The sequence below is a fragment of the Williamsia sp. Y853 genome, from assembly GCF_056786495.1.
On the sequence record NZ_JBXCJC010000005.1, the window covers coordinates 23,708 to 42,010 of the forward strand.

At 62.9% G+C, this 18,303-nt stretch carries 19 protein-coding genes; 6 read left to right on the forward strand and 13 right to left on the reverse strand.

The genetic code is table 11. The features are described 5' to 3' along the window. Positions 1-160: 160 nt before the first annotated feature. Positions 161-2,671 (reverse strand): ABC transporter permease, encoded by a 2,511-nt coding sequence (locus tag AC1TPF_RS24685; RefSeq protein WP_482145586.1) that lies wholly within the window; start codon positions 2,669-2,671, stop codon positions 161-163. Between the two features lie 2 nt (positions 2,672-2,673). Beyond that, positions 2,674-3,444 (reverse strand): ABC transporter ATP-binding protein, encoded by a 771-nt coding sequence (locus tag AC1TPF_RS24690; RefSeq protein WP_482141546.1) that lies wholly within the window; start codon positions 3,442-3,444, stop codon positions 2,674-2,676. 108 nt (positions 3,445-3,552) lie between these two features. Between AC1TPF_RS24690 and AC1TPF_RS24695 the strand changes: the two genes are divergently transcribed. Next, the gene (locus AC1TPF_RS24695) at positions 3,553-4,803 is read left to right on the forward strand and encodes a sensor histidine kinase (RefSeq protein ID WP_482141548.1); all 1,251 of its coding nucleotides are present in this window, start codon (positions 3,553-3,555) and stop codon (positions 4,801-4,803) included. Next, positions 4,791-5,435, forward strand: coding sequence for a LuxR C-terminal-related transcriptional regulator (locus AC1TPF_RS24700; protein ID WP_482141550.1), 645 nt, complete (start codon positions 4,791-4,793; stop codon positions 5,433-5,435). Before AC1TPF_RS24695 ends, AC1TPF_RS24700 begins: the two co-directional genes overlap by 13 nt. A gap of 88 nt (positions 5,436-5,523) precedes the next feature. Here the strand turns inward: AC1TPF_RS24700 and AC1TPF_RS24705 are convergent, their stop codons facing one another. Then, the gene (locus tag AC1TPF_RS24705) at positions 5,524-6,414 is read right to left on the reverse strand and encodes an alpha/beta fold hydrolase (RefSeq protein ID WP_482145587.1); all 891 of its coding nucleotides are present in this window, start codon (positions 6,412-6,414) and stop codon (positions 5,524-5,526) included. Between the two features lie 86 nt (positions 6,415-6,500). On the opposite strand from AC1TPF_RS24705, the gene AC1TPF_RS24710 reads away from it, so the two are divergent. Continuing rightward, on the forward strand, positions 6,501-6,959 hold the full coding sequence (locus AC1TPF_RS24710) for a MarR family winged helix-turn-helix transcriptional regulator (protein ID WP_482145588.1): 459 nt from the start codon (positions 6,501-6,503) through the stop codon (positions 6,957-6,959). A 46-nt stretch (positions 6,960-7,005) separates the two neighbouring features. Here AC1TPF_RS24710 and AC1TPF_RS24715 read toward each other — a convergent pair whose 3' ends face one another. Continuing rightward, a complete protein-coding gene (locus AC1TPF_RS24715) occupies positions 7,006-7,950 on the reverse strand; it encodes an alpha/beta hydrolase family protein (RefSeq protein ID WP_482145589.1) in 945 nt (314 codons plus the stop codon). A gap of 94 nt (positions 7,951-8,044) precedes the next feature. Here AC1TPF_RS24715 and AC1TPF_RS24720 point away from each other — a divergent pair, with 94 nt between their 5' ends. Beyond that, positions 8,045-8,638, forward strand: coding sequence for a TetR/AcrR family transcriptional regulator (locus AC1TPF_RS24720; protein ID WP_482145590.1), 594 nt, complete (start codon positions 8,045-8,047; stop codon positions 8,636-8,638). 11 nt (positions 8,639-8,649) lie between these two features. Here the strand turns inward: AC1TPF_RS24720 and AC1TPF_RS24725 are convergent, their stop codons facing one another. Together AC1TPF_RS24725 and AC1TPF_RS24730 are read right to left on the reverse strand one after the other, a co-directional pair. Then, positions 8,650-8,889 carry a response regulator transcription factor gene (locus AC1TPF_RS24725; RefSeq protein WP_482145591.1) on the reverse strand — a complete coding sequence of 80 codons (240 nt, stop codon included), beginning with the start codon at positions 8,887-8,889 and terminating at the stop codon, positions 8,650-8,652. Between the two features lie 73 nt (positions 8,890-8,962). After that, a complete protein-coding gene (locus tag AC1TPF_RS24730) occupies positions 8,963-9,616 on the reverse strand; it encodes a TetR/AcrR family transcriptional regulator (RefSeq protein WP_482145592.1) in 654 nt (217 codons plus the stop codon). Between the two features lie 143 nt (positions 9,617-9,759). Here AC1TPF_RS24730 and AC1TPF_RS24735 point away from each other — a divergent pair, with 143 nt between their 5' ends. Next, on the forward strand, positions 9,760-10,593 hold the full coding sequence (locus tag AC1TPF_RS24735) for a TauD/TfdA dioxygenase family protein (protein ID WP_482145593.1): 834 nt from the start codon (positions 9,760-9,762) through the stop codon (positions 10,591-10,593). Between the two features lie 139 nt (positions 10,594-10,732). Here the strand turns inward: AC1TPF_RS24735 and AC1TPF_RS24740 are convergent, their stop codons facing one another. The 3 genes from AC1TPF_RS24740 to AC1TPF_RS24750 form a co-directional block, all read right to left on the reverse strand. Next, the gene (locus AC1TPF_RS24740; RefSeq protein WP_482145594.1) at positions 10,733-10,966 is read right to left on the reverse strand and encodes a response regulator transcription factor; all 234 of its coding nucleotides are present in this window, start codon (positions 10,964-10,966) and stop codon (positions 10,733-10,735) included. Next, on the reverse strand, positions 10,905-11,150 hold the full coding sequence (locus AC1TPF_RS24745; protein WP_482145595.1) for a response regulator: 246 nt from the start codon (positions 11,148-11,150) through the stop codon (positions 10,905-10,907). The genes AC1TPF_RS24740 and AC1TPF_RS24745 overlap by 62 nt, the downstream gene beginning before the upstream one ends. Positions 11,151-11,809: 659 nt before the next feature. Continuing rightward, complete coding sequence (locus AC1TPF_RS24750; RefSeq protein ID WP_482145596.1) at positions 11,810-12,631, reverse strand: alpha/beta fold hydrolase; 822 nt, start codon at positions 12,629-12,631, stop codon at positions 11,810-11,812. 281 nt (positions 12,632-12,912) lie between these two features. Between AC1TPF_RS24750 and AC1TPF_RS24755 the strand changes: the two genes are divergently transcribed. Then, entirely contained in the window at positions 12,913-14,265 is a 1,353-nt protein-coding gene (locus AC1TPF_RS24755) for a replication-associated recombination protein A (RefSeq protein ID WP_482145597.1), read from the forward strand. A gap of 107 nt (positions 14,266-14,372) precedes the next feature. On the opposite strand, the gene AC1TPF_RS24760 is transcribed toward AC1TPF_RS24755, so the two are convergent. The 4 genes from AC1TPF_RS24760 to AC1TPF_RS24775 all read right to left on the reverse strand — a co-directional run bounded on the left by AC1TPF_RS24760 (position 14,373) and on the right by AC1TPF_RS24775 (position 18,211). Further along, entirely contained in the window at positions 14,373-15,872 is a 1,500-nt protein-coding gene (locus AC1TPF_RS24760) for a protein adenylyltransferase SelO (RefSeq protein WP_482145598.1), read from the reverse strand. 87 nt (positions 15,873-15,959) lie between these two features. Continuing rightward, on the reverse strand, positions 15,960-16,676 hold the full coding sequence (locus AC1TPF_RS24765) for a hypothetical protein (RefSeq protein ID WP_482145599.1): 717 nt from the start codon (positions 16,674-16,676) through the stop codon (positions 15,960-15,962). Position 16,677: 1 nt separating this feature from the next. Further along, on the reverse strand, positions 16,678-17,544 hold the full coding sequence (locus AC1TPF_RS24770) for a hypothetical protein (RefSeq protein ID WP_482145600.1): 867 nt from the start codon (positions 17,542-17,544) through the stop codon (positions 16,678-16,680). A gap of 151 nt (positions 17,545-17,695) precedes the next feature. Next, on the reverse strand, positions 17,696-18,211 hold the full coding sequence (locus tag AC1TPF_RS24775) for a hypothetical protein (RefSeq protein ID WP_482145601.1): 516 nt from the start codon (positions 18,209-18,211) through the stop codon (positions 17,696-17,698). Positions 18,212-18,303 lie beyond the last annotated feature (92 nt).

The following is an 18,303-nucleotide window of genomic DNA, read 5'->3' on the forward strand; positions in this document are numbered from 1 at the left end:
TCCAGGACGAGCCACATGGTGTCCATTGGTTCAGGCTAGTCAAGCAAGTACTGTCACCGGGCCGGACTGGGTGAATTGATCCCGAACTCAACGGGCATATCGGGCATTTCGCGCGCTATTGCTGGAAGACGCGACTGGAGTGAGGATGGTTGGAGGTCGCTCAATCCTGCGACCCGAGGGCATCGACCGGATTGTGGCGGAACACTTTCCATGCAGTGCCGGTGATCGCGCCGAAACCCAGCAGGCTGGTGACGCCGACGATAGACCCGTAGGCCCAGGGGGAGAGGGTGGGAAAGGATATGCCCGGCAACGCGATTGCGATCCCGAACAGCGGCGGGTACGCGATGATCGTCCCGGCGGCCACTGCGACTGCGACGGCGACCAGTGCCTCCCATCGAACCATCCCGCGGATCTGGCCTGTTTGTGCGCCGACCATGCGAAACAGGGCGAACTCGCGGCGGCGCTCGGTGGTCATGAGCACCAGTGTGTTGACCACCGCGATGGCAAGGAACCCGAGAAGGAACGACAGTGCAACAAGATTCACCGTGTCCTGCGATCGTTGCTCCTGCCGGTTCGCGACGGCAAAACCGTTGCTGTCCATCACCGTGAGTCCGCCGATCGATTCGATGGCCATCCGGGTCTCGTCGATCCTGTCTGCCGCTGCTGTTACCACTATGTGGTCGACCAGTCCGGTGGCGGTGTGTTCGCGGACTTGCTGGTCTGGAAGTGTGATGTCACCGAAACCCAGTCCGCGACTGTAGGTGGCGATGACGGTGGGTGTGATGAGGGTGCCTTCGCCCAGCCGGAGCGGCACGGTGTCGCCGATTCCGGCGTCCATGGTCGCAGCGGCATCGTCGCTGAGTGCCACTGTTCCGGTGCGGAGTTCGGTCAGTGCGCCGCTGTGGACGTCGAGATCGAGGGTGGTGGCTGCCTCATATGGATCGATGCCGAGTACGGGGTAGGCCTCGGTGGTGGGATCGTCGGCCCTGCTCGTGGTGTGAAAGGCCAGGCTTCGGGTGACCGGATTGGCAGCTTCGACGGAGTCGATCGATGCGATCGTGTTGATGAGTGTCGGCTCGACACCTCCCGGCCCGGTTACAACCAGGTCCGCCGTCATTCCTTGTTCGACCTGTTGCTGCGCCGCTGCGGTCAGGGTGCTCTGGCTTCCCAATTGGACCGATCCGAAGGCGATCACCAAAGCCAAGGGTGTTATCGCCGTCGCGAGCCGACGTCCGTTGGCATTGAGATTTGCGGCGGCGAGGACCGCTGCGGCAGAGCGACTACGGCGCATGGGGCCACCGATGAGACGCAGCGCACCCGAGGCCAGTGTCGGTCCGAGGAGTGCCACCGCGATGATGAACAGCAGCACCGAGACGCCGGCACCGGCAAGCGCATCCGGCCCGGGAACAACCAGCGGCATGAACGCGGTCACCAAGCCCCCGAGGCCGATGAGAAGGCCAAGGGTGGTGCGGGTTCGACTGATCGCGCCGGCCTCGACTGCCGACTCTCGGAGCGCCTCGATCGGGTCGAGGCGGGCCGGACGACGTGCTGAGATCGCGGCGGCGAGTCGGGCGGCGATCACCGCGGTGGCGATGCCGGCGAGGGCCGGGAGGGGGCTGATGGCCAGGTCGAAGTCGCCGGGGATTATTCCCGCCCCGGCAAACTCAACGCGAATGACCTGTGCCAGAAGATATCCGGGCATGACGCCCAATAGTGCTGCCGCGCAGGCGACCACCCACACCTCGGATCCGATGAGCTTGTGAATCTGGCGTGGTGTGGCGCCCATTGATCGCAGTAGGGCGAAGTCGCGACGACGTTGCGAAATGGACAGCGACACAGTGCTCGACACGACGAACACGACGATCATCAGTGCCACCCCGGCAAGCGCAGAGGTCAGGGCGACCAGTTCGCCGCGAGCTGCCCCGACATCAAGATATTCGGCGTCGGCGCGGGCGTCGTCGATGTAGGTGGTGACATCGAGGTCGCCGAGTTCGGCATGGGCCTGTGAGGCCAGCGCCGAGGAGTCGACACCGTCGTGACCGAGTAGCCCGATGACGGCCACGGTATTCGGATGTGGCCAGAGCTGCTGCGCGCGTGAATCTTCCAAAAAGAGTGTCGCTGGACGGGTAACGGTTGCGGGTGAGGGAGCGGCGGCGACACCGACCACGGTGTATTCGCTTCCGATTCCGCCGTGCCGTAGCGTCACTCGGTCGCCGAGCGTCGCGGGGCCGGTGCTCACCACCTCGTCCGGACCGGTAGGTGGATGTCCCGCCGTCAGGGTGAACGGTGCCAAGATGGCCGAGGACCAACCGTGGGCATCGAACTGTCGGCCGCTGTCGTCGGAGAGGGGAATACTGACATCACCGACCGCGGAACGGACGTCAGGCAGACTCGCCAATTCGTCGACGGCGGACGCGGGCAGTAGTGCGCGCTCGATGTAGGGCTTGTCGAAGTCTTCCTTCGTATCGAGTGTCTGTGGTGCTCCCACCACAACATCGGCGTCGGCGAATCGATGTGGTTTGGCACCGCCGCGAATACCTGATTCGAACAAGATCCCCAGAGCGCAGACGAGCAACGCGGCGCTGAACACCGTGATGAACACGGCCACAAACCCGTTGCGATGGCGGCGGAGATTCGCGCGGGTGAGGCCGCCAAGGCGAGTGTTTGGCATGGTCACCACTGCCCGAGGTCGGTCAGAGTTTGTGCGATGGCACTTGCAGTGGGTGCGTGTATCTGACCCGCGAAGCGTCCGTCGGCAAGGAACAGCACGCGATCAGCTTGTGCGGCGGCGACCGGATCGTGGGTCACCATCACCACCGTCTGACCGTGTTCGGTGCCGGCGCTGTGCAGGAGGGCGAGGATCTGCTGACCGGTACGGCCGTCGAGCGCGCCGGTCGGTTCGTCGGCGAACAGCACGCGGGGGCGGCTGACCAGCGCGCGTGCGATGGCAACCCGCTGCTGCTGGCCGCCGGACAGTTCGCCCGGGCGGCGACCCTGCATGCCGGCGAGCCCCACCGATCCGAGGACATGTTCGAGGTGTGCGCGGTCGGCGGTTCGTCCGGCCAACAGCAAGGGCAATGTCACGTTCTGTTCCACGGTCAGCGCCGACATGAGGTTGTAGGCCTGGAACACGAACCCGACGTGGTCACGTCGAAAGGTGGTCAGCCTGCGCGACTTCAGTGCGCTGATCTTGGTGTCGCCCAGCCACACTGCACCGCGGGTGGGTTGGTCGAGACCGGCGGCGCAGTGCAGGAAAGTGCTCTTACCCGAACCGGAGGGGCCCATGATCGCGGTGAAACCGCCCACGGGCAGGGTGAGGTTCACCGCGTCCAGTGCGGTCACCTGACTGCTTCCGGATCCGTAGGTCTTGGTCACATCATCGAGCCGGATCGCCGGTGGTGGTGACACTGCGGTTGTTGGATGTAGCGGGGCGTAAGAGGTCATGGCAGCAACGCTACGAATCTGTGGTGGTGTGAACCATCCCGCTGCCTACCGGTCAATGGTGTAGTGGGCTATACCGTCATCGGCCGCGCCGTACGGCATCCTGGAGCGATGAGGCGAACCGGGCAAGCCGCACGTTGGTGGCGGGCATCTCGCTATCTCATGGTCGAAGGGGTGTCGGCGTGGGTGTCGTTGGCGCTGGTGATTGCCGGACTGTTCGTCGTTTCACTGATGATCCTGATCGTCGGGTGGCTGATGGCCCCGACCTATCTGCGGCTGCTGCGTCTCTGGGCGGGCAGGGCGCGGCTGCGCGCGGGGCGGTACACGGGAACTGTGATCCCAGAGCGGTATCCGCCCTTGGATGAGGTCGCTGGATTCGGTGATGTGCGCAGGGCGCTGTGGGCACCTTCCACTCGTCGCGACCTTGCGTGGTTGTTCCTGCATGCCTTTGGGGCGCTGGTCACCGGGTTGGTTGCCGTGGTCTTGCCGCTGGCGGCGTTGGATTCGCTGTCGACCCCGTTCTACTGGTGGGCAATGCCGGCCGACAGTCCGGCAGGAAGCCCGTACCCGGTCACCTCGTGGGCACTGGCCGCCACGATGCCGTTGGTCGCGGCCGCCTATGGGCTGCTGACGTGGTGGCTCAATCCGATGTTGGCCAGGGGGGTCACGTCAATAACGACAGGGTTGTTGGCACCAGGGCGCGAAACCGAACTCTCCGAGAGGGTTTCGGCTCTGACCGCCAGCCGGGCCGCTGCCCTCGACGCACACTCCGCCGAACTGCGGCGCATCGAGCGTGATCTGCACGACGGCGCGCAGAACAGGCTCGTCGGGGTCGTCATGATGTTGGGGCTCGCGGAGCGGTCACTGCGGGTCGACCCCGAACAGGCCCTCCCACAACTCCTTCGAGCTCAGGACGCCGCAACGGATGCGCTGTCGGAACTGCGGACACTCGTCCACGACATCTATCCGCCGATCCTTGATGAGCTGGGCCTTGACGGCGCGGTGGCAGCGCTGGCCGGCCGATGCTCGGTGACCTGCGTACTCGACGCCCGGAATTTGCACCGTGCACCCGCCGCCGTCGAGAGCGCGGCCTATTTTGTTGTGGCCGAGGCGTTGACCAATGTGGTCAAACACAGTGGTGCGGACACGGTGCACTTGACCATCAGCACCCGTAGCGGTGTGGCGGGCAACATTTTGGTCATCGAAGTACTCGACGATGGCCGGGGCGGGGCCGATGAGGCAGTGGGCAGTGGATTGCCGGGTATCCGTCGGCGTGTGGCAGCATTCGAGGGAATCATGACGCTCGACAGCCCACCCGGCGGACCGACGAAACTCGAAGTGGAGCTGCCATGCGGATTTTGATCGCGGAAGACGACGCTCTGCTGCGTGAGGGGCTTGCGCTCTTGCTGCGTAGTGTCGGCATCGAGGTGACCGCTGCGGTCGCTGATGCCGAACAGTTCTTGGACGCATTTGACGCCGACCCGCCTGACGGTGCGGTGGTGGATGTGCGTATGCCACCCACGTTCACCAACGAAGGACTCAAGGCCGCGATCGAGGCGCGCCGGCGGGTCCCGAACTTCCCGGTGCTTGTGCTCTCTGCCTACGTGGAAGACCGCTACGCCGGAGAACTTCTCTCCGGCAGCGCGTCCGGTGTGGGGTATCTGCTCAAGGAGCGGGTCGGCAAGGTGGAGGAGTTCGTCGACGCGCTGCACCGCGTGGTGGCGGGCGGAACTGTGATGGACCCAGAAGTGATCTCGCAGTTGATGAGTCGACGCCGTGCCGACGACCCCATCCGGTCCCTGACACCACGTGAATCGGAAGTACTCCAACTGATGGCCGAAGGCGTGGGGAACGCCGAGATCGCACGCAGACTCTTTGTCACCGACACCGCGGTGAGCAAACATATCGGCAACATCTTTGCCAAGCTGGGTTTGACGGCAACGGACACCGGACACCGGCGCGTGCTCGCGGTACTCGCACACCTGCGGTCGTAGCCCTGAAACCTGGCGAATAGCAGGGCTGCGAGGGATATTTGCCCTCGGTGGCCCCGTCATCGCCAGACTTCAGGGCCGATCTGTAGGCTCAGCCGGCGTCGACCCGCGCCAGAAAATCAAGGATCGCTGTCGAAAGAGATTCTGGTGCCTCTAGGGCGACGTAGTGGCCGACCCCTTCGAGTTGCACTGTCTCGATGGTTCCCGCCGTGATGTGGCGGACGGTATCTGCGGTGATCGATCCGCCACCGGCGCCAATCGCCAGGACGGGCATTGTCAGCGGGCTGGTGGAGGCCAGTTGCTGCAGGCCCCTGCCTTCGATGAGCATCGACCGATAGAGGCCGGCCGCGCCACGCCAGCCGTTGGGGCGGGAATACGTGCGAACGAACTCGTCGATGTCGGTACTGGTGATCGACCCCGCAGCCGCGGTCATGGCCGGGAATGCCCAGCCTCCCAGGAACTCCCGCTCACGCCCGGCGAGCAGCATCTCGGGGATGTCGGGCGCGGCGAGGACACCGATATGCCAGGAGCCGCCATGGGTGATGTCGCCCAACTGCTCGAGGCCAAAGCCGGCGAGCCCCATTTCGATCGCGGTGAAGCTGCGAATGTCATCTGGATGCATGGCGGCGAGACGGAAGACGGTGGCTCCACTGATGTCCTGGCCTGTGATGTGTACGGGCCCCAGGCCCAGCTGCTCGATGAGTTGGTGCAGGTCTTCAGCTGAGGTTGGACTGTCGTAGTCACCGTCGTCGTTGCTCGAGTCGCCGAACCCGCGTAAGTCGACGGCGATGACGCGGTGCTCCGCAGCAAGGAGCGGAATGACCTTGTGAAACGTCCACCAGGTCTCGGGAAAGCCGTGGACCAACAGGATTGGGGACCCGGCAGTGCCTGCGGATACGTAGTGGATCGTCGCGCCGTTCACCTGCGCGTTGTGATGGGTGATCCCGGGAGCGGATGGGCTTGGGGCTGTGGGTTGGATCATTTACTTCCTTCGGTCGACAACCAGGTTGTCTTTCACAATAGGCAACCAGGTTGTCTTTGTCCAGGCGTTGTCTCTAATCTGTATGCATGTTGCGTTCTGGCGCCGATCTCGCGCTCCTTCTCCTCGGTGGCTACCGCACGCTGGTAGACGCTGCGATGGTCGACCTCGCTGATCGCGGATACGACGATTTTCGTCCCGCCCACGACTTCGCGATCCGCGCAATCGCGGCGGGCGCGGACAGTGCATCGGAACTGGGTCGCCGTATGTCGGTGTCGAAACAGGCAGCAGCTAAGACGATTTCAGTTCTCATCGACCGTGGTTACGTGTCGCGAGACGCCGATCCCGACGATGCCCGCCGCAAGCGGCTCGAGGTCACGCCACGTGGTTTCGAGGTCCTGCGCCAGGGGGAGGCTGTGTTTGACGAGCTGCGTGAGAAGTTTGAACAACAGATCGGCGCAGCAGAACTGGCAAGATTCGAGCAGTCGCTGACAACCCTCGTCGGAGATAAAGCGATACGCATCGACGCACCCGGCTGGACCCCTTAGTGGACCCGGGTGAGTGTCGGACTCACCCAACGTCTTTCAGGCTCGTTCACTTCGAGTCGATTCGACCGGGCGTTGTCGGGTTCTGCTGGTACTCGGCTTTTGCCTGTGCCCAACTGGGATCGTCGGGATAGAGGGCGCTGCGTAGGAATGCCCAGGTCAACCGCTGCAGTGTTGCCACGCGAGCAGGGTCTTCGTCGGTGGTTTCTGCGGCCTCGTACCCGGGGATTCCGCCGAGTGAATGTTCAGCTCCGAACAGGGTGATCAGCGATTCGGCACCTGGACTGAGCCAGTACGGATCGGCCGACCAATCCGCCCCCCGTGTGGACAGAACACTGATATCCGCATCTCCGGCGACGACCAGGGTCGGCCTGGTTATGTGATCGAAACCGGGGTTGAGCCAAGGCATGTGCTCGGCGTATTCGGGACGGAGGTCGGTTCCGCCGCGACCTGCGGTCGCGATCAGCACGCCGGCCTTGACCCGTGGGTCGGACATGTCGGGACCTTGCTGGGTTTTCTCGTCGAGAACGCGCAAACCCATCAGGCTGCCGGTGGTCTGGCCGCCGAACGAATGCCCAGCTGCGGCGATCCTGGTGTGGTCCAGGCGTCCCGCGAGACCCGGGACCGCCGCCTCGACAACGTGGATGTTGTCCAGGACGCGCTTCATATCCTCAATTCGGTACTGCCACAACCGACTTTGTCGGCTGTCGTCTGGTCCGAGTCCGACCATTCGAGAGTCCAGGTGCGTCGGCTGGATCACGACAAAGCCGTGAGCTGCCCAGAAGTCGGTCAGGGGACCATAGGCCCGCATTGACGATCCGAAGCCGTGGGAGAACAAGATGATGGGCAGATCGCCGCCGATGGCCGGAGCCGAGATGCGTAGCTGCAGGTCCGCACCGCGTTCTGGGGCGGGCAGCTCTATCGGGCTCACTGACACAACAGGTGTCGGATGGGCGAGACCGTTGTCTGCGATTGCCTGGTCTGCGTTGTACATCGAATTCCTCTCGCGGGTCGGCGGTGTCGGCCGATCGCTGTGCCATGATTACCTGTACGTTCGTTCTAATAACTATTACTAGAACGATCGTCCTATGAAGTCAAGTTGGATGAGTATGGAGGACACCATGGTCGGGCGACCTGTTGACCACGACCGGCGAGCGAAACTCCTTGACGCAGCGGTTGATTATGCCGCCGATCAGGGATTCGCCGACCTGTCATGGCGGCCCATCGCGGCGGCCCTCGGTGTGTCGACGACGACGCTGGTGCATCACTTCGGCACCAAGGAGCACCTGCTCGAGGCCATCCTCGGGCGGCTGCGCGAACGCATCGTCGTGGCCACCGGTGAGCTGTCCGGCGAGCAGCCAGATCTCGCCGCCGCTGCGCGCGCGGTGTGGACATGGAGCTCGGATCGGCGTCAGTGGGCGACTTTTCGGCTGTTCTTCGCTGTCTATGGCAGCGCACTGCAGGCGCCGGAGCCCTACGCGGAATTCTTGGAGCAGGTGGGCACCGACTGGATGAAGACCCTATGTGAAGCCCAGGGGCGGGGTACCGACCCGGCCACGGCAACCCGGATGGCCACGTTGGTGATTGCCACGATCCGGGGGTTGCTTCTCGACCTTCTCGCGAGTGGCGATCAAACACGCGTGCATGACGCTGCGGAGCATTTTCTCGCCGGGCTGGAGTGACCGATAGCGTCTCAAGTTGTTGTGACGAAACCGGATTCGGAGGCCACGGTGACGGCTTGTGTCCGGTCCCGTGCAGCGAGTTTTGAAAGTACCGCGCTGACATGAGATTTGACGGTTTCGGCGCCGATGAACATATGCGTGGCAATTTCCGCATTCGGCGGGCCGCGTGTTATCAACCGCAGCACGGTTGACTCGCGTTTTTCAGGCTCATTTACTTCATTGGATCCGGCGTTGTCGGGTTCTTCTGGCACTCGGCTTTTGCCCGTGCCCAGCTGGGATGGTGGCGCACGACTTCGTCCGCGAGTTCAGTGGAATTGCTCAAAGTCAATGTCGCTCGACCGGCGTATAGGGCGCGGCAAGCAGACCCACCATCGCGTCGAAAAGCCCGCTCTCGAACGCCGTTCGGTCGAGTCCGTCGTCGTCACCCGCAGCGATTTGTGTGTGACGGTTTGCAATTGTGTGGAGCATCAGCTCGGACGCCATCGCATGCCTTTGCTGTCGGGCAGGCGTAGGCATATCGGGCATCGCGGTCATGGTCCTCATGGCTGTGGCATGGGCGCTCTCATGTGAATCGGTCGCCGCAAACGCGAGCACGAGATCTTCGCGACGGGAAATCAGCCTGGCGAGAAACCGTACGTAGTAATTTGTCTGCGGATCGAGGTCGAGCAATGGGCGCGCGGATGCCTCGACGAGACCGCGTAGGTCGTTCTCCCGGCCTTCATCGCGGAGCTGCTGCAGAAACTCCAGACGACGAATATTCACCGCGGGCAGGCGGTGTTCGACGATCGCCTGAAGCAGGCCGGCCTTCGAGCCGAAGTGGTATTGCACGAATGCCGGATTACGGGAACCGGCGGCGCTACCGATCTGCCTCAGCGAAACGCCGTCGATGCCACGACTCGCGAAGAGGCGTTCGGCGATCTCGATCACTTCGACGAGAGTGCGTTCGCGCACCGTCCGCGGTGGAGTTACCCCGTCCATCCGCAGATCATCTCATGGCGCTCCGGAATGGTTGACACTCCGGTTCTACAAGTGTTTAAGTTAAAACACATGTTAGAACTACCAGTTCAGAGGCCTCTCCTCCGCCTGTTCTCCTCTTCCAACACCACGAAAGTGAGTCCTCGATGATCCAAGTCCGGCCACTCAGTAGCCGTATCGGTGCTGAGGTCTCCAACATTCAGCTCTCCGGCGAGTTGCCCGCAGACGTGGTCGACGACCTGCGGAAGGCGCTGGTGGAGTTCAAGGTCCTCTTCTTCCGGGACCAATCGCACCTGACGGCAGACTCGCACATTGCATTCGGGCGGTTGTTCGGTGATCTGGAACGGCATCCGGTGGCCGCTGATCCGGTGTATCCCGAGCTGATGACGCTGACGCGGTCCGCCGATGCCGCCGCGCAACGCGCGAAGTTTCCCTATGGCGAGAACTTCTGGCACTCGGATGTCAGCTGGCGTGCGGAGCCGTCGTTGTGCTCCATTCTGCGTGCGCTCGAGGTACCGCCGATGGGTGGCGACACGCTGTGGGCAGATATGGAAGCGGCTTACGCGGGCTTGAGCTCTTCTCTGCAAGAGGCATTGATGCCGCTACGCGCAGTGCACGATTTCGACAGAGCTTTTGGGCCGGGCGTCGGGCCGGACAAAAGAGCCGCAATGTCCGAAGAGTTTCCTCCCGTCGAGCACCCGGTAATACGCACAAATCCGGATACGGGCGCGCCACTGCTCTACGTGAACGAGCCTTTCACCAGTCGAATCGTCGGTATGGATATTCGAGAGAGTGATGCTTTGCTGCGGCTTCTGTATGAGCAGGCGACAAGGCCGGAATACCAGTGCCGTTTCAGTTGGCGGGTGGGTTCGGTCGCCATGTGGGATAACCGAACCACCCAGCACTACGCGTGCCACGACACCGCAGGAGGTGCCAGAGAGATGCAGCGGGTCACCGTCCGCGGTGAGCGGCCGTACTGACGAGATGACCGATCAGGATGACGTCGAAGATAGGCGTGGCCGTGGTGACCAGGTCGAAGTGGATGATGCAGCGATCGTCACCATCAACACCCGGTAGCGGTTATCCGAGGTGGTTTCAGGTTTCTGAACCGGCCGGAAGTCAGGTTGTGACGAAACCTGATTCGTAGGCCACGATGACCGCTTGTGTCCGGTCACGTACAGCGAGCTTTGAAAGTACCGCGCTGACATGAGATTTCACGGTTTCGGCGCCGATGAACATATGCGTGGCAATTTCCGCATTCGGCGGGCAGAAGCATTTCCGTGACCAGCGGTCAGCGTCCGAACAGTGGCGGGGTAAAGAGCGAATCTCCCTCTGCGACAGTGCGTACGGCATTGACGATCTCGGCGGGACGGGCACGCTTGAGTAGGAAACCGTCGGCGCCGGCCCGCAATGCCCGGTACACGTACTCGTCGTTCTCGAAGGTTGTCACGATCAGAATCTTCGGCGGTGTCGGTACCGACCGCAGGATCGCGCGCGTCGTGTCGATCCCGTCCATCAGTGGCATCCGCACATCCATGGCGATCACCGTGGTCCATCAAGGGGAAGTGTCACGCAGATCCGCCAGTGGTCGTCGACGGGACCGGTGAAGGCTTGGCCACCAAGAAGTTCCGCGCGTTCATGGATACCACGCAATCCGCTACCGGCCCGGGTGGAGAGGGTGTCGATGGAGAGTGCGTTTGTGAGGTCGAGTTTACTAAATGTTGCTGGTGCAGGCGCGAAGTGCCTCGGCGGTCAGGGTGTTCACCGGGCAAGTCAGAGATGTCCAACCAGGTCCACCGCTGTACCGGTCGCTTGTTCGGTCGATGAAGATATCGACTGTCAGAGTTTCTTCGGCGACGCGATAGTAGGTGGTGATGGGGTCGCCCTCCGTGGTGATTATCGTGACGCTGAATTCACCGCCGCCGTCAACTCGACCGCTCATGAGGCAGTCGATGGCACTTCGGGGATATAGCTCTTCAAATGTGAAGTCAGGCCCGTCAGCCCATGTCTGTCCGCAGTCTGTCAGTGGCAGACGGTCAACGAATGCTGCCGGTGGCGGTTCGGAAGTCGGTGAAGGCTCAATCGGCGGTGCTGAACAGGCGATGGACGGCGCCGCGATACTGGAGACGAGCGAGATACCGCAGAGAAACCGCATGGCCGTTGACCGGCCGCCTGTCGCTCCCAATCCTTGACCCCTCACGTACCCAGAACCTGTACCAATCGCTCGATCAGTTGGGCCGGTGCGTCTTCGGGCAGTAGGTGCCCTGCATCATCGATCCACGTGAGTCCCTGGTTGGGGATTCGTTCTTCGATCCAGTGCCCGTATGGAGGGGGCAGGATCTGGTCTTCGCGACCCCACAGCAGGGTTACGGGGATATCGATGGTGCTGAGTAGGTGCTCGTAATCGGAGGTGTCACTTTGGCTGAGTTGCCGGTATTGCCGGTAGTAAGCGGCTTGCCCGTCGGGACCGAGCCACGGCTCCAGATACGTTTCGAGGACACCAGGGCGATAACCCTGGTGCGTGCCGTTGCGCAGGTGTGCGGCCACCAGGGCTTCGTGGGCGTAGGCGGGGAGTTGTTCGAAGACGTCGTGGTGTTCGCGGATCAGCGCGAAAAGACCGCGCTCCCAGTCTCCTCCGGTAACGGCATCGAAGAGTGTCAGATCCGAGTAGTCGGCCTGTTCGAGCAGTAGTGCTCGTAGCGCGATCGCACCACCGATGTCGCAGGCAACGATGCTGGGACGGTGCAGATTCCACTGACGCAGCAGCTCTGCAAAGTTGCGGCCTTGTGCCGCGAGGGTGAGGTCCTGGCCGTCGTGTTTATCGGATTGTCCGTACCCGAGATGATCGAAGACGTAGACGCGTCGTCCGTGGCGGGCCAGCGCAACCGCAACGTCGCGCCACAGGAACGACGAGTACGGCGTGCCATGCACGAGCACGATCGGCGGACCGTCACCGAAGGATTCCCAGCGCACGACTCCGTCCGCGAGTTCAATTGATTTGGTCAAACTCCACGTCATATGGCTCCTCCTGTTTTGGTGTCTGGGTTCATCTCTCCCTGATTCCGTCGGAGGTTTCCAGCGTACGTCGAGGACCCATTGGCCTCGACGACTGTCCATTCACGCATGGTTACCGACGCAGGCAACCCGCTGTCGAACCGGAACCGCTGGACCGGCGTCAATTCTCGGCCACCGCCGTCGCTGGGCTGGCATACCTGCGCCGTCGATCACCACCAGCGATGTTGTGGACGGCCCGGTGGCGTGGCACCGTTGAGAGCTGATCAGGAACCGAGGTTATAGCCATGGAGCAGAACCCGCCGCCGTCGTTGTTCGAGGTGGACGATACGTCCCGACCGCTCGCCGACAGACTGAGGCCGACCTCGCTCGAAGACGTTGTCGGCCAAGATCATCTCCTTGCGTCGGATGCGCCGATCGGGCGGATGGTCGCCCAGCAGCGACTCGTGTCGATCATCCTGTGGGGTCCGCCCGGATGCGGGAAGACAACAATCGCTCGTCTCTTGGCACAGCAGACCGATCTGGTGTTCGAGCCGTTGTCGGCGACGTTCTCCGGTGTCGCAGATCTGCGCAAGGTATTCCTGGCTGCACAAAAGCGGCGTGAGGTCGGCCAGGGAACTCTGCTGTTCGTCGACGAGATCCACCGATTCAACCGGGCCCAGCAGGACAGCTTTCTGCCGTACGTCGAGGACGGCACCATCATTCTCGTAGGCGCGACGACCGAGAACCCCAGTTTTGAACTGAACGGCGCACTCCTGTCTCGATGCCAGGTCTTTGTCCTCAAGCGTCTCGACGAGCCCGCCCTCGAGGCTCTTGTCACGCGCGCCGAACAGCTCAGCGGCAGAGCCCTACCCGTCGACGCCGAAGCCCGAACCGCATTGTTGGCATTGGCCGATGGTGATGGCCGGTACCTGCTCAACATGTGCGAACAGCTCCTCGCTCTCCCTGACACTGAGCAACTCCTGGACACGGCCGCGCTGGCCGCAGTGGTTCAAAAACGGGCTCCGCTGTATGACAAGTCCCAGGAGGGTCACTACAACCTCATTTCCGCTCTGCACAAGTCGATGCGAGGTTCGGACCCGGATGCCGCGCTGTACTGGCTCGCACGCATGCTCGACGGTGGTGAAGACCCTCTCTACATCGCCCGACGTCTCGTCCGGTTTGCGAACGAAGACATCGCCATTGCTGATCCGCAAGCGATCCATCAGGCGCTGGCCGCGTGGGATGTGTACGAGCGGTTGGGTTCTCCCGAAGGTGAGCTCGCGATCGCACAGGCCGTGGTCTACCTGGCGACCGCCCCGAAGTCTATCGCCGTCTATCGAGGTTTCGGTTCAGCCACCAAGGCGGCGAAGCAGACGGGCTCTCTCGCCCCACCTCTCAATATCCTCAACGCACCGACCAAGCTGATGAAGAATCTCGGCTACGGCAAGGAATACGAGTACGACCCCGACACCGACGACGGATTCTCCGGTGCGAACTACTTCCCAACCAACATGGACCGTCGCACATTCTATGAACCCACAGATCGCGGCTACGAACGGCACATCCGGGAACGTCTCCACCGCTTGGCTCAGCTACGCAAGCGCCGACAGTCGTCCGACGAGTCCGACGAGTCCGACGAGTCCGGCAACGACACGTAGACCTGTTGCTGAGGGCCGCCCCATGGTCGGGCCCGACAGCTGCCTCCGAGGGGCATGATCCCCTCGGTCACCTCTGGCGGGGACGCTTGTGGGCGCGACGTTGATACTCAGGTGCCACAGAAGGTTTGGAATGACTCGCTGAACAACTCCGGAGCCGGTGTGGCGTAGTCGGACCACTCGTCGCGGCGGTCGTACGGATGCGTGACGGCTTCCAACAGCTTTTCGAACGGAGCGAGGTCACCATCGGTGGCGGCACGCAAGGCGGCATCGAGATGATGATTACGTGGGATGTACAGCGGGTTGATGTGGTCCATCGCGTCCGCGGTCTCGGTTGCTCCGCGCTCGTGTTTCGTCAAGGCGGCGCGTCGGCGTTCCAACCAGGGTTCGATCTGCTCGCGGGGTACGAGATTGTCGAGAGGCGAAGAGTTTCCGCGTAGTTCGTCGGCGAGGGCGCGGAAGGTGCCCGTCCAGTCGGCGCTGTGTTCGTTCATCAGGGTCAGCAGGTCGTCGATCAGTGCTCGATCGACGGACGCGCCGGCCAAGCCGAGCTTTGCCGCCATACCCGCCGCGTAGTGGCCCTCGTAGCGTTCGTCGAAGGTGTTGAGAACTGCGGAAACTGCGGTGATCGCGTCATCCGGAGTGGAATCGACCAGTGTCAGCAGTGTTTCCGCGAACCGCGCCAGATTCCACTTCAGGACAGCAGGCTGGTTGCCGAACGCGTAGCGACCGCCGTGGTCGATCGAACTGAACACCGCAGCCGGGTCGAACGCGTCGAGGAAAGCGCACGGTCCATAGTCGATGGTCTCCCCGGAGATGGTGGTGTTGTCGGTGTTCATCACCCCGTGCACGAAACCGATGAGCATCCATTGCGCCGCCAGCGACGCCTGTGCCTCGACCACCGCCTTGAAGAACTCCAGATAGCGACTGCTCGTCGGCAGTTCGGTCAGCTCCGGATAGTGGCGTGCGATTGCGTAGTCGGCGAGTGTCTGCACGACCTCACCACGGCGGACCGCGTATTCGAAGGTGCCCACGCGCAGGTGACTGGCCGCGATGCGGGCGAGAACGGCGCCGGGTTCGGCGCCGGTTCGGTGAACGTCCCGGCCCGTGGCGACCACCGACAGCGCGCGCGTCGTGGGAATGCCGAGCGCATGCATGGATTCGCTGACCAGGTATTCGCGCAGCATCGGACCGACAACTGCGAACCCGTCGCCGCCCCGTGAGAACGGTGTGGGCCCTGAGCCCTTGAGATGCAGATCTACTCGGCGACCATCACTGCACTCCAGTTCGCCGACCAACAGTGCCCGACCATCCCCGAGCAGTGGCGTGTACCCGCCGAATTGATGGCCCGCATAGGCCATCGCCACCGGCTTGGCTCCGACCGGTGCCGTTGATCCGGACAGCACACCGACCCCGTCCGCGCTGCTCAGTGCCTCGACGTCCAATCCCAATGACACCGCGAGTGGCTCGTTCAAGACGAGCAATGTGGGGTCAGGCGCCGCAGCGCCCTGCCACGGCACCGTCAGATCGCCAAGTTCGTCGGCGAAGGTGCTCTCGAGGCCGGTCAACGCTGTGTTCGTACCTACTGGGGAATCCGGGAGTGCAGCCATCATTCGAGGGTAACCACCGTGCGGCGAGCAGGGGAGGGCAGGACGAATGCTTGGTCGGGAAGGTCCCTATCTGTCGCTTCCCAGTCGTCAATAGACCGAGTGCGTGAGTGTCGCCTGGTAGGTGTCGGCAAGCACTCCGGTCTCGGGAATCTGGATTGACACGGTTGCCGTCCAGTTTGTGACGCACTGCGGGCCACCGGTTTTCGCAACTTGAGCTTGTTCGGTCAGTTGCACGGTGGCTGCGGGCGCGACATCGGGGCCCGGGTTGCAGGCCGACGGCGGGGCGCTGTAGGTCGCCGCCACCGGGATCAGGAGGTACCCGGTGTTCGTACCCCTGGGCGGCGACAGGCTGATCGATGAAGTCCACCCATCGTCTCCGGCATTCGTGACGGCCACATCCATGGTTGCGGTCCATGTCTGTCCGGGCGCGATGGTGGCCGGTCCGACCAGAGATGAACCCGCGGAGATGGTAGGGGGCCCGGCCGCCGGTGTGGGCGCGGCCTCGTCAACTGCAATCGTCGGGATCGTGGACAACACAGTTGTCGACGTTGGGGTCGATTCGGAGGACGGGGAAGCGGTGGACTCGGACGGTGTCGTGGGTTCCGCCGTTGTGGTGCTGGGTGGTTCGGTTGGGCAAGGGTCAATCGGTGCGGTGGTGGTCACTGTCGGCGTGGTGGTCGTCGTAACCGGCACACAGTCGATGTCAGTGGGCTCCGCGCCTGCCGCCGGCGTCCCGATAGTGGTGAATCCGATCATCAACGCGGCGGCAACTGGCAACGGCAGTCGAAGGATTCGTTGTCGCATCTCAGTTCGTCTTCCGCCGCCGCACAATCAGCACGAACACCGCGATCGACAGGACCAGCACGACTACTACTGCGATCGTCACCCACATCCAGGCAGATGTCCCATCGCTGGATTCGGCGGGGGCTGCTGCCGTCGATCCGTCGCCGGTAAAGGTCAGTGATCCTTCTGACGTCCGGGTGGTGAGTCCGCTGCTGATCTCGATGGCTGCCTCCCACGGTCCGTCGGGAAGCGCCGGGTCGAGGGTGAACGTCACCGTCCCCGTTTTACCTGGCGCGACCGAGCTGCCCGAGCCTGTGACGGGAGCGGTCGAGATTCCACCCGGGCCACCGGTAAGAGTCAGTGTCCCAGTGGGATCGAGTGCCCGACCACCGGTATTCGTCAACTCCGCAACCACCTCAGGCGCGCCGGATTCGGATCGATGCGCTCGCATGTGGTCTATGCCGAAGTCGGTGGGAGGACCGTTGCCCGGTCCGACCGACAAATAGGTGCGAATTCCTGCCCGGCTCAGACTCTGAACGCCGGCCGAGGTGTGCTCGCCGGCAGTCTGCGCCCACACAACCGCGTATTGCTCACCCTCGGGGGCGTCGCGAGGTACGTCGATGGAGACAATGGCTTCCGCCGTGGAATTCGGAGCCAGGGTGACTGAGCTGGGAGACACCGACATCCAGGTGGTGAGTTCGTTCGGTGTGCGATCCGCGGCGACCTGGAACCCGCCGTCGTCACCGATCGACGCTGCCCCGGTGTACACGCTGATCTCACGCTCGATATCGCTGCTGTTGCTCACCTCGATCCGACGAGTGATCTTTGTCCCCGGAGCCAGGTTGTCCACGATGTAGGACCGTGCTCGCGGGTCGTCTTGAAGTGTCACCGGCGCCTCGAGCAGGCGGATCCCCACTCCACCGGATTGAGGAGAATCCGTTGGTTGAGCGGAAACCGGCGCCTGAACGAGCATCGCCAGCACGGTGAGACAGAGCGCCAAAAGGGTCGCAATTGCTCCCCGTCGAGGTGACATGGTCAGATCACGCCACCGAATGCGTGATCGTGCCGGTGTATGTACCGGCCAAGACGTCAGCGGGAAGTTCGATGGTGATGGCGCCATCCCACGTGACGGTGTTGGCTCCCGAGACCCCGGTTGCATTCAGCACGGGTACTTCGGTGGCCAGGTTGGCTGCAACAGCTTCGGCGGCCACAGTCCCCGAGGGATCGATGCCAAAGGCCAAGTAGTCGACGTCGCTGGCGGCGACAGTCCCGGCTGCACTCACGAAGTCGGTGCTGATTGCCGAAGCAATCCAGCCGCCAGTGGTTTGTCGTGCGTCCGTCACGGTGATGCCGGGAATGTTTCCGCCCGCGACCTGCAGGGCTCCAGCATTGCCGTCTACCGTCAACGGTTGCGAAGCGGGCGCCGAGATTGCCAATGCGCCGCCCGTGACCGTGAATGTCGCGCTGGTATCGGCGGCAGAGGCGAGCCCGGGTGAGAGAATTGCCAGTGCGACGGCACTGGCGGCGGCGGAAATGGCGAGATGTGATTTGCGCATTTGAGGGGTCCTTTGAGGGAGGGCGAATTGGCCCAATTTTATGGATCGTACACCATGGTAATCGTCGCTAAACAGTTTGTGTTACTGACTTT

What these genes read in the sequence shown, in the direction of transcription:
- AC1TPF_RS24685 (WP_482145586.1), bottom strand. Translation starts at nt 2,671, where the DNA reads ATGCCAAACACTCGCCTTGGCGGCCTCACCCGCGCGAATCTCCGCCGC.
- AC1TPF_RS24690 (WP_482141546.1), bottom strand. Translation starts at nt 3,444, where the DNA reads ATGACCTCTTACGCCCCGCTACATCCAACAACCGCAGTGTCACCACCA.
- AC1TPF_RS24695 (WP_482141548.1), top strand. Translation starts at nt 3,553, where the DNA reads ATGAGGCGAACCGGGCAAGCCGCACGTTGGTGGCGGGCATCTCGCTAT.
- AC1TPF_RS24700 (WP_482141550.1), top strand. Translation starts at nt 4,791, where the DNA reads ATGCGGATTTTGATCGCGGAAGACGACGCTCTGCTGCGTGAGGGGCTT.
- AC1TPF_RS24705 (WP_482145587.1), bottom strand. Translation starts at nt 6,414, where the DNA reads ATGATCCAACCCACAGCCCCAAGCCCATCCGCTCCCGGGATCACCCAT.
- AC1TPF_RS24710 (WP_482145588.1), top strand. Translation starts at nt 6,501, where the DNA reads ATGTTGCGTTCTGGCGCCGATCTCGCGCTCCTTCTCCTCGGTGGCTAC.
- AC1TPF_RS24715 (WP_482145589.1), bottom strand. Translation starts at nt 7,950, where the DNA reads ATGTACAACGCAGACCAGGCAATCGCAGACAACGGTCTCGCCCATCCG.
- AC1TPF_RS24720 (WP_482145590.1), top strand. Translation starts at nt 8,045, where the DNA reads ATGAAGTCAAGTTGGATGAGTATGGAGGACACCATGGTCGGGCGACCT.
- AC1TPF_RS24730 (WP_482145592.1), bottom strand. Translation starts at nt 9,616, where the DNA reads ATGGACGGGGTAACTCCACCGCGGACGGTGCGCGAACGCACTCTCGTC.
- AC1TPF_RS24735 (WP_482145593.1), top strand. Translation starts at nt 9,760, where the DNA reads ATGATCCAAGTCCGGCCACTCAGTAGCCGTATCGGTGCTGAGGTCTCC.
- AC1TPF_RS24740 (WP_482145594.1), bottom strand. Translation starts at nt 10,966, where the DNA reads ATGCCGTACGCACTGTCGCAGAGGGAGATTCGCTCTTTACCCCGCCAC.
- AC1TPF_RS24745 (WP_482145595.1), bottom strand. Translation starts at nt 11,150, where the DNA reads ATGGATGTGCGGATGCCACTGATGGACGGGATCGACACGACGCGCGCG.
- AC1TPF_RS24750 (WP_482145596.1), bottom strand. Translation starts at nt 12,631, where the DNA reads ATGACGTGGAGTTTGACCAAATCAATTGAACTCGCGGACGGAGTCGTG.
- AC1TPF_RS24755 (WP_482145597.1), top strand. Translation starts at nt 12,913, where the DNA reads ATGGAGCAGAACCCGCCGCCGTCGTTGTTCGAGGTGGACGATACGTCC.
- AC1TPF_RS24760 (WP_482145598.1), bottom strand. Translation starts at nt 15,872, where the DNA reads ATGGCTGCACTCCCGGATTCCCCAGTAGGTACGAACACAGCGTTGACC.
- AC1TPF_RS24765 (WP_482145599.1), bottom strand. Translation starts at nt 16,676, where the DNA reads ATGCGACAACGAATCCTTCGACTGCCGTTGCCAGTTGCCGCCGCGTTG.
- AC1TPF_RS24775 (WP_482145601.1), bottom strand. Translation starts at nt 18,211, where the DNA reads ATGCGCAAATCACATCTCGCCATTTCCGCCGCCGCCAGTGCCGTCGCA.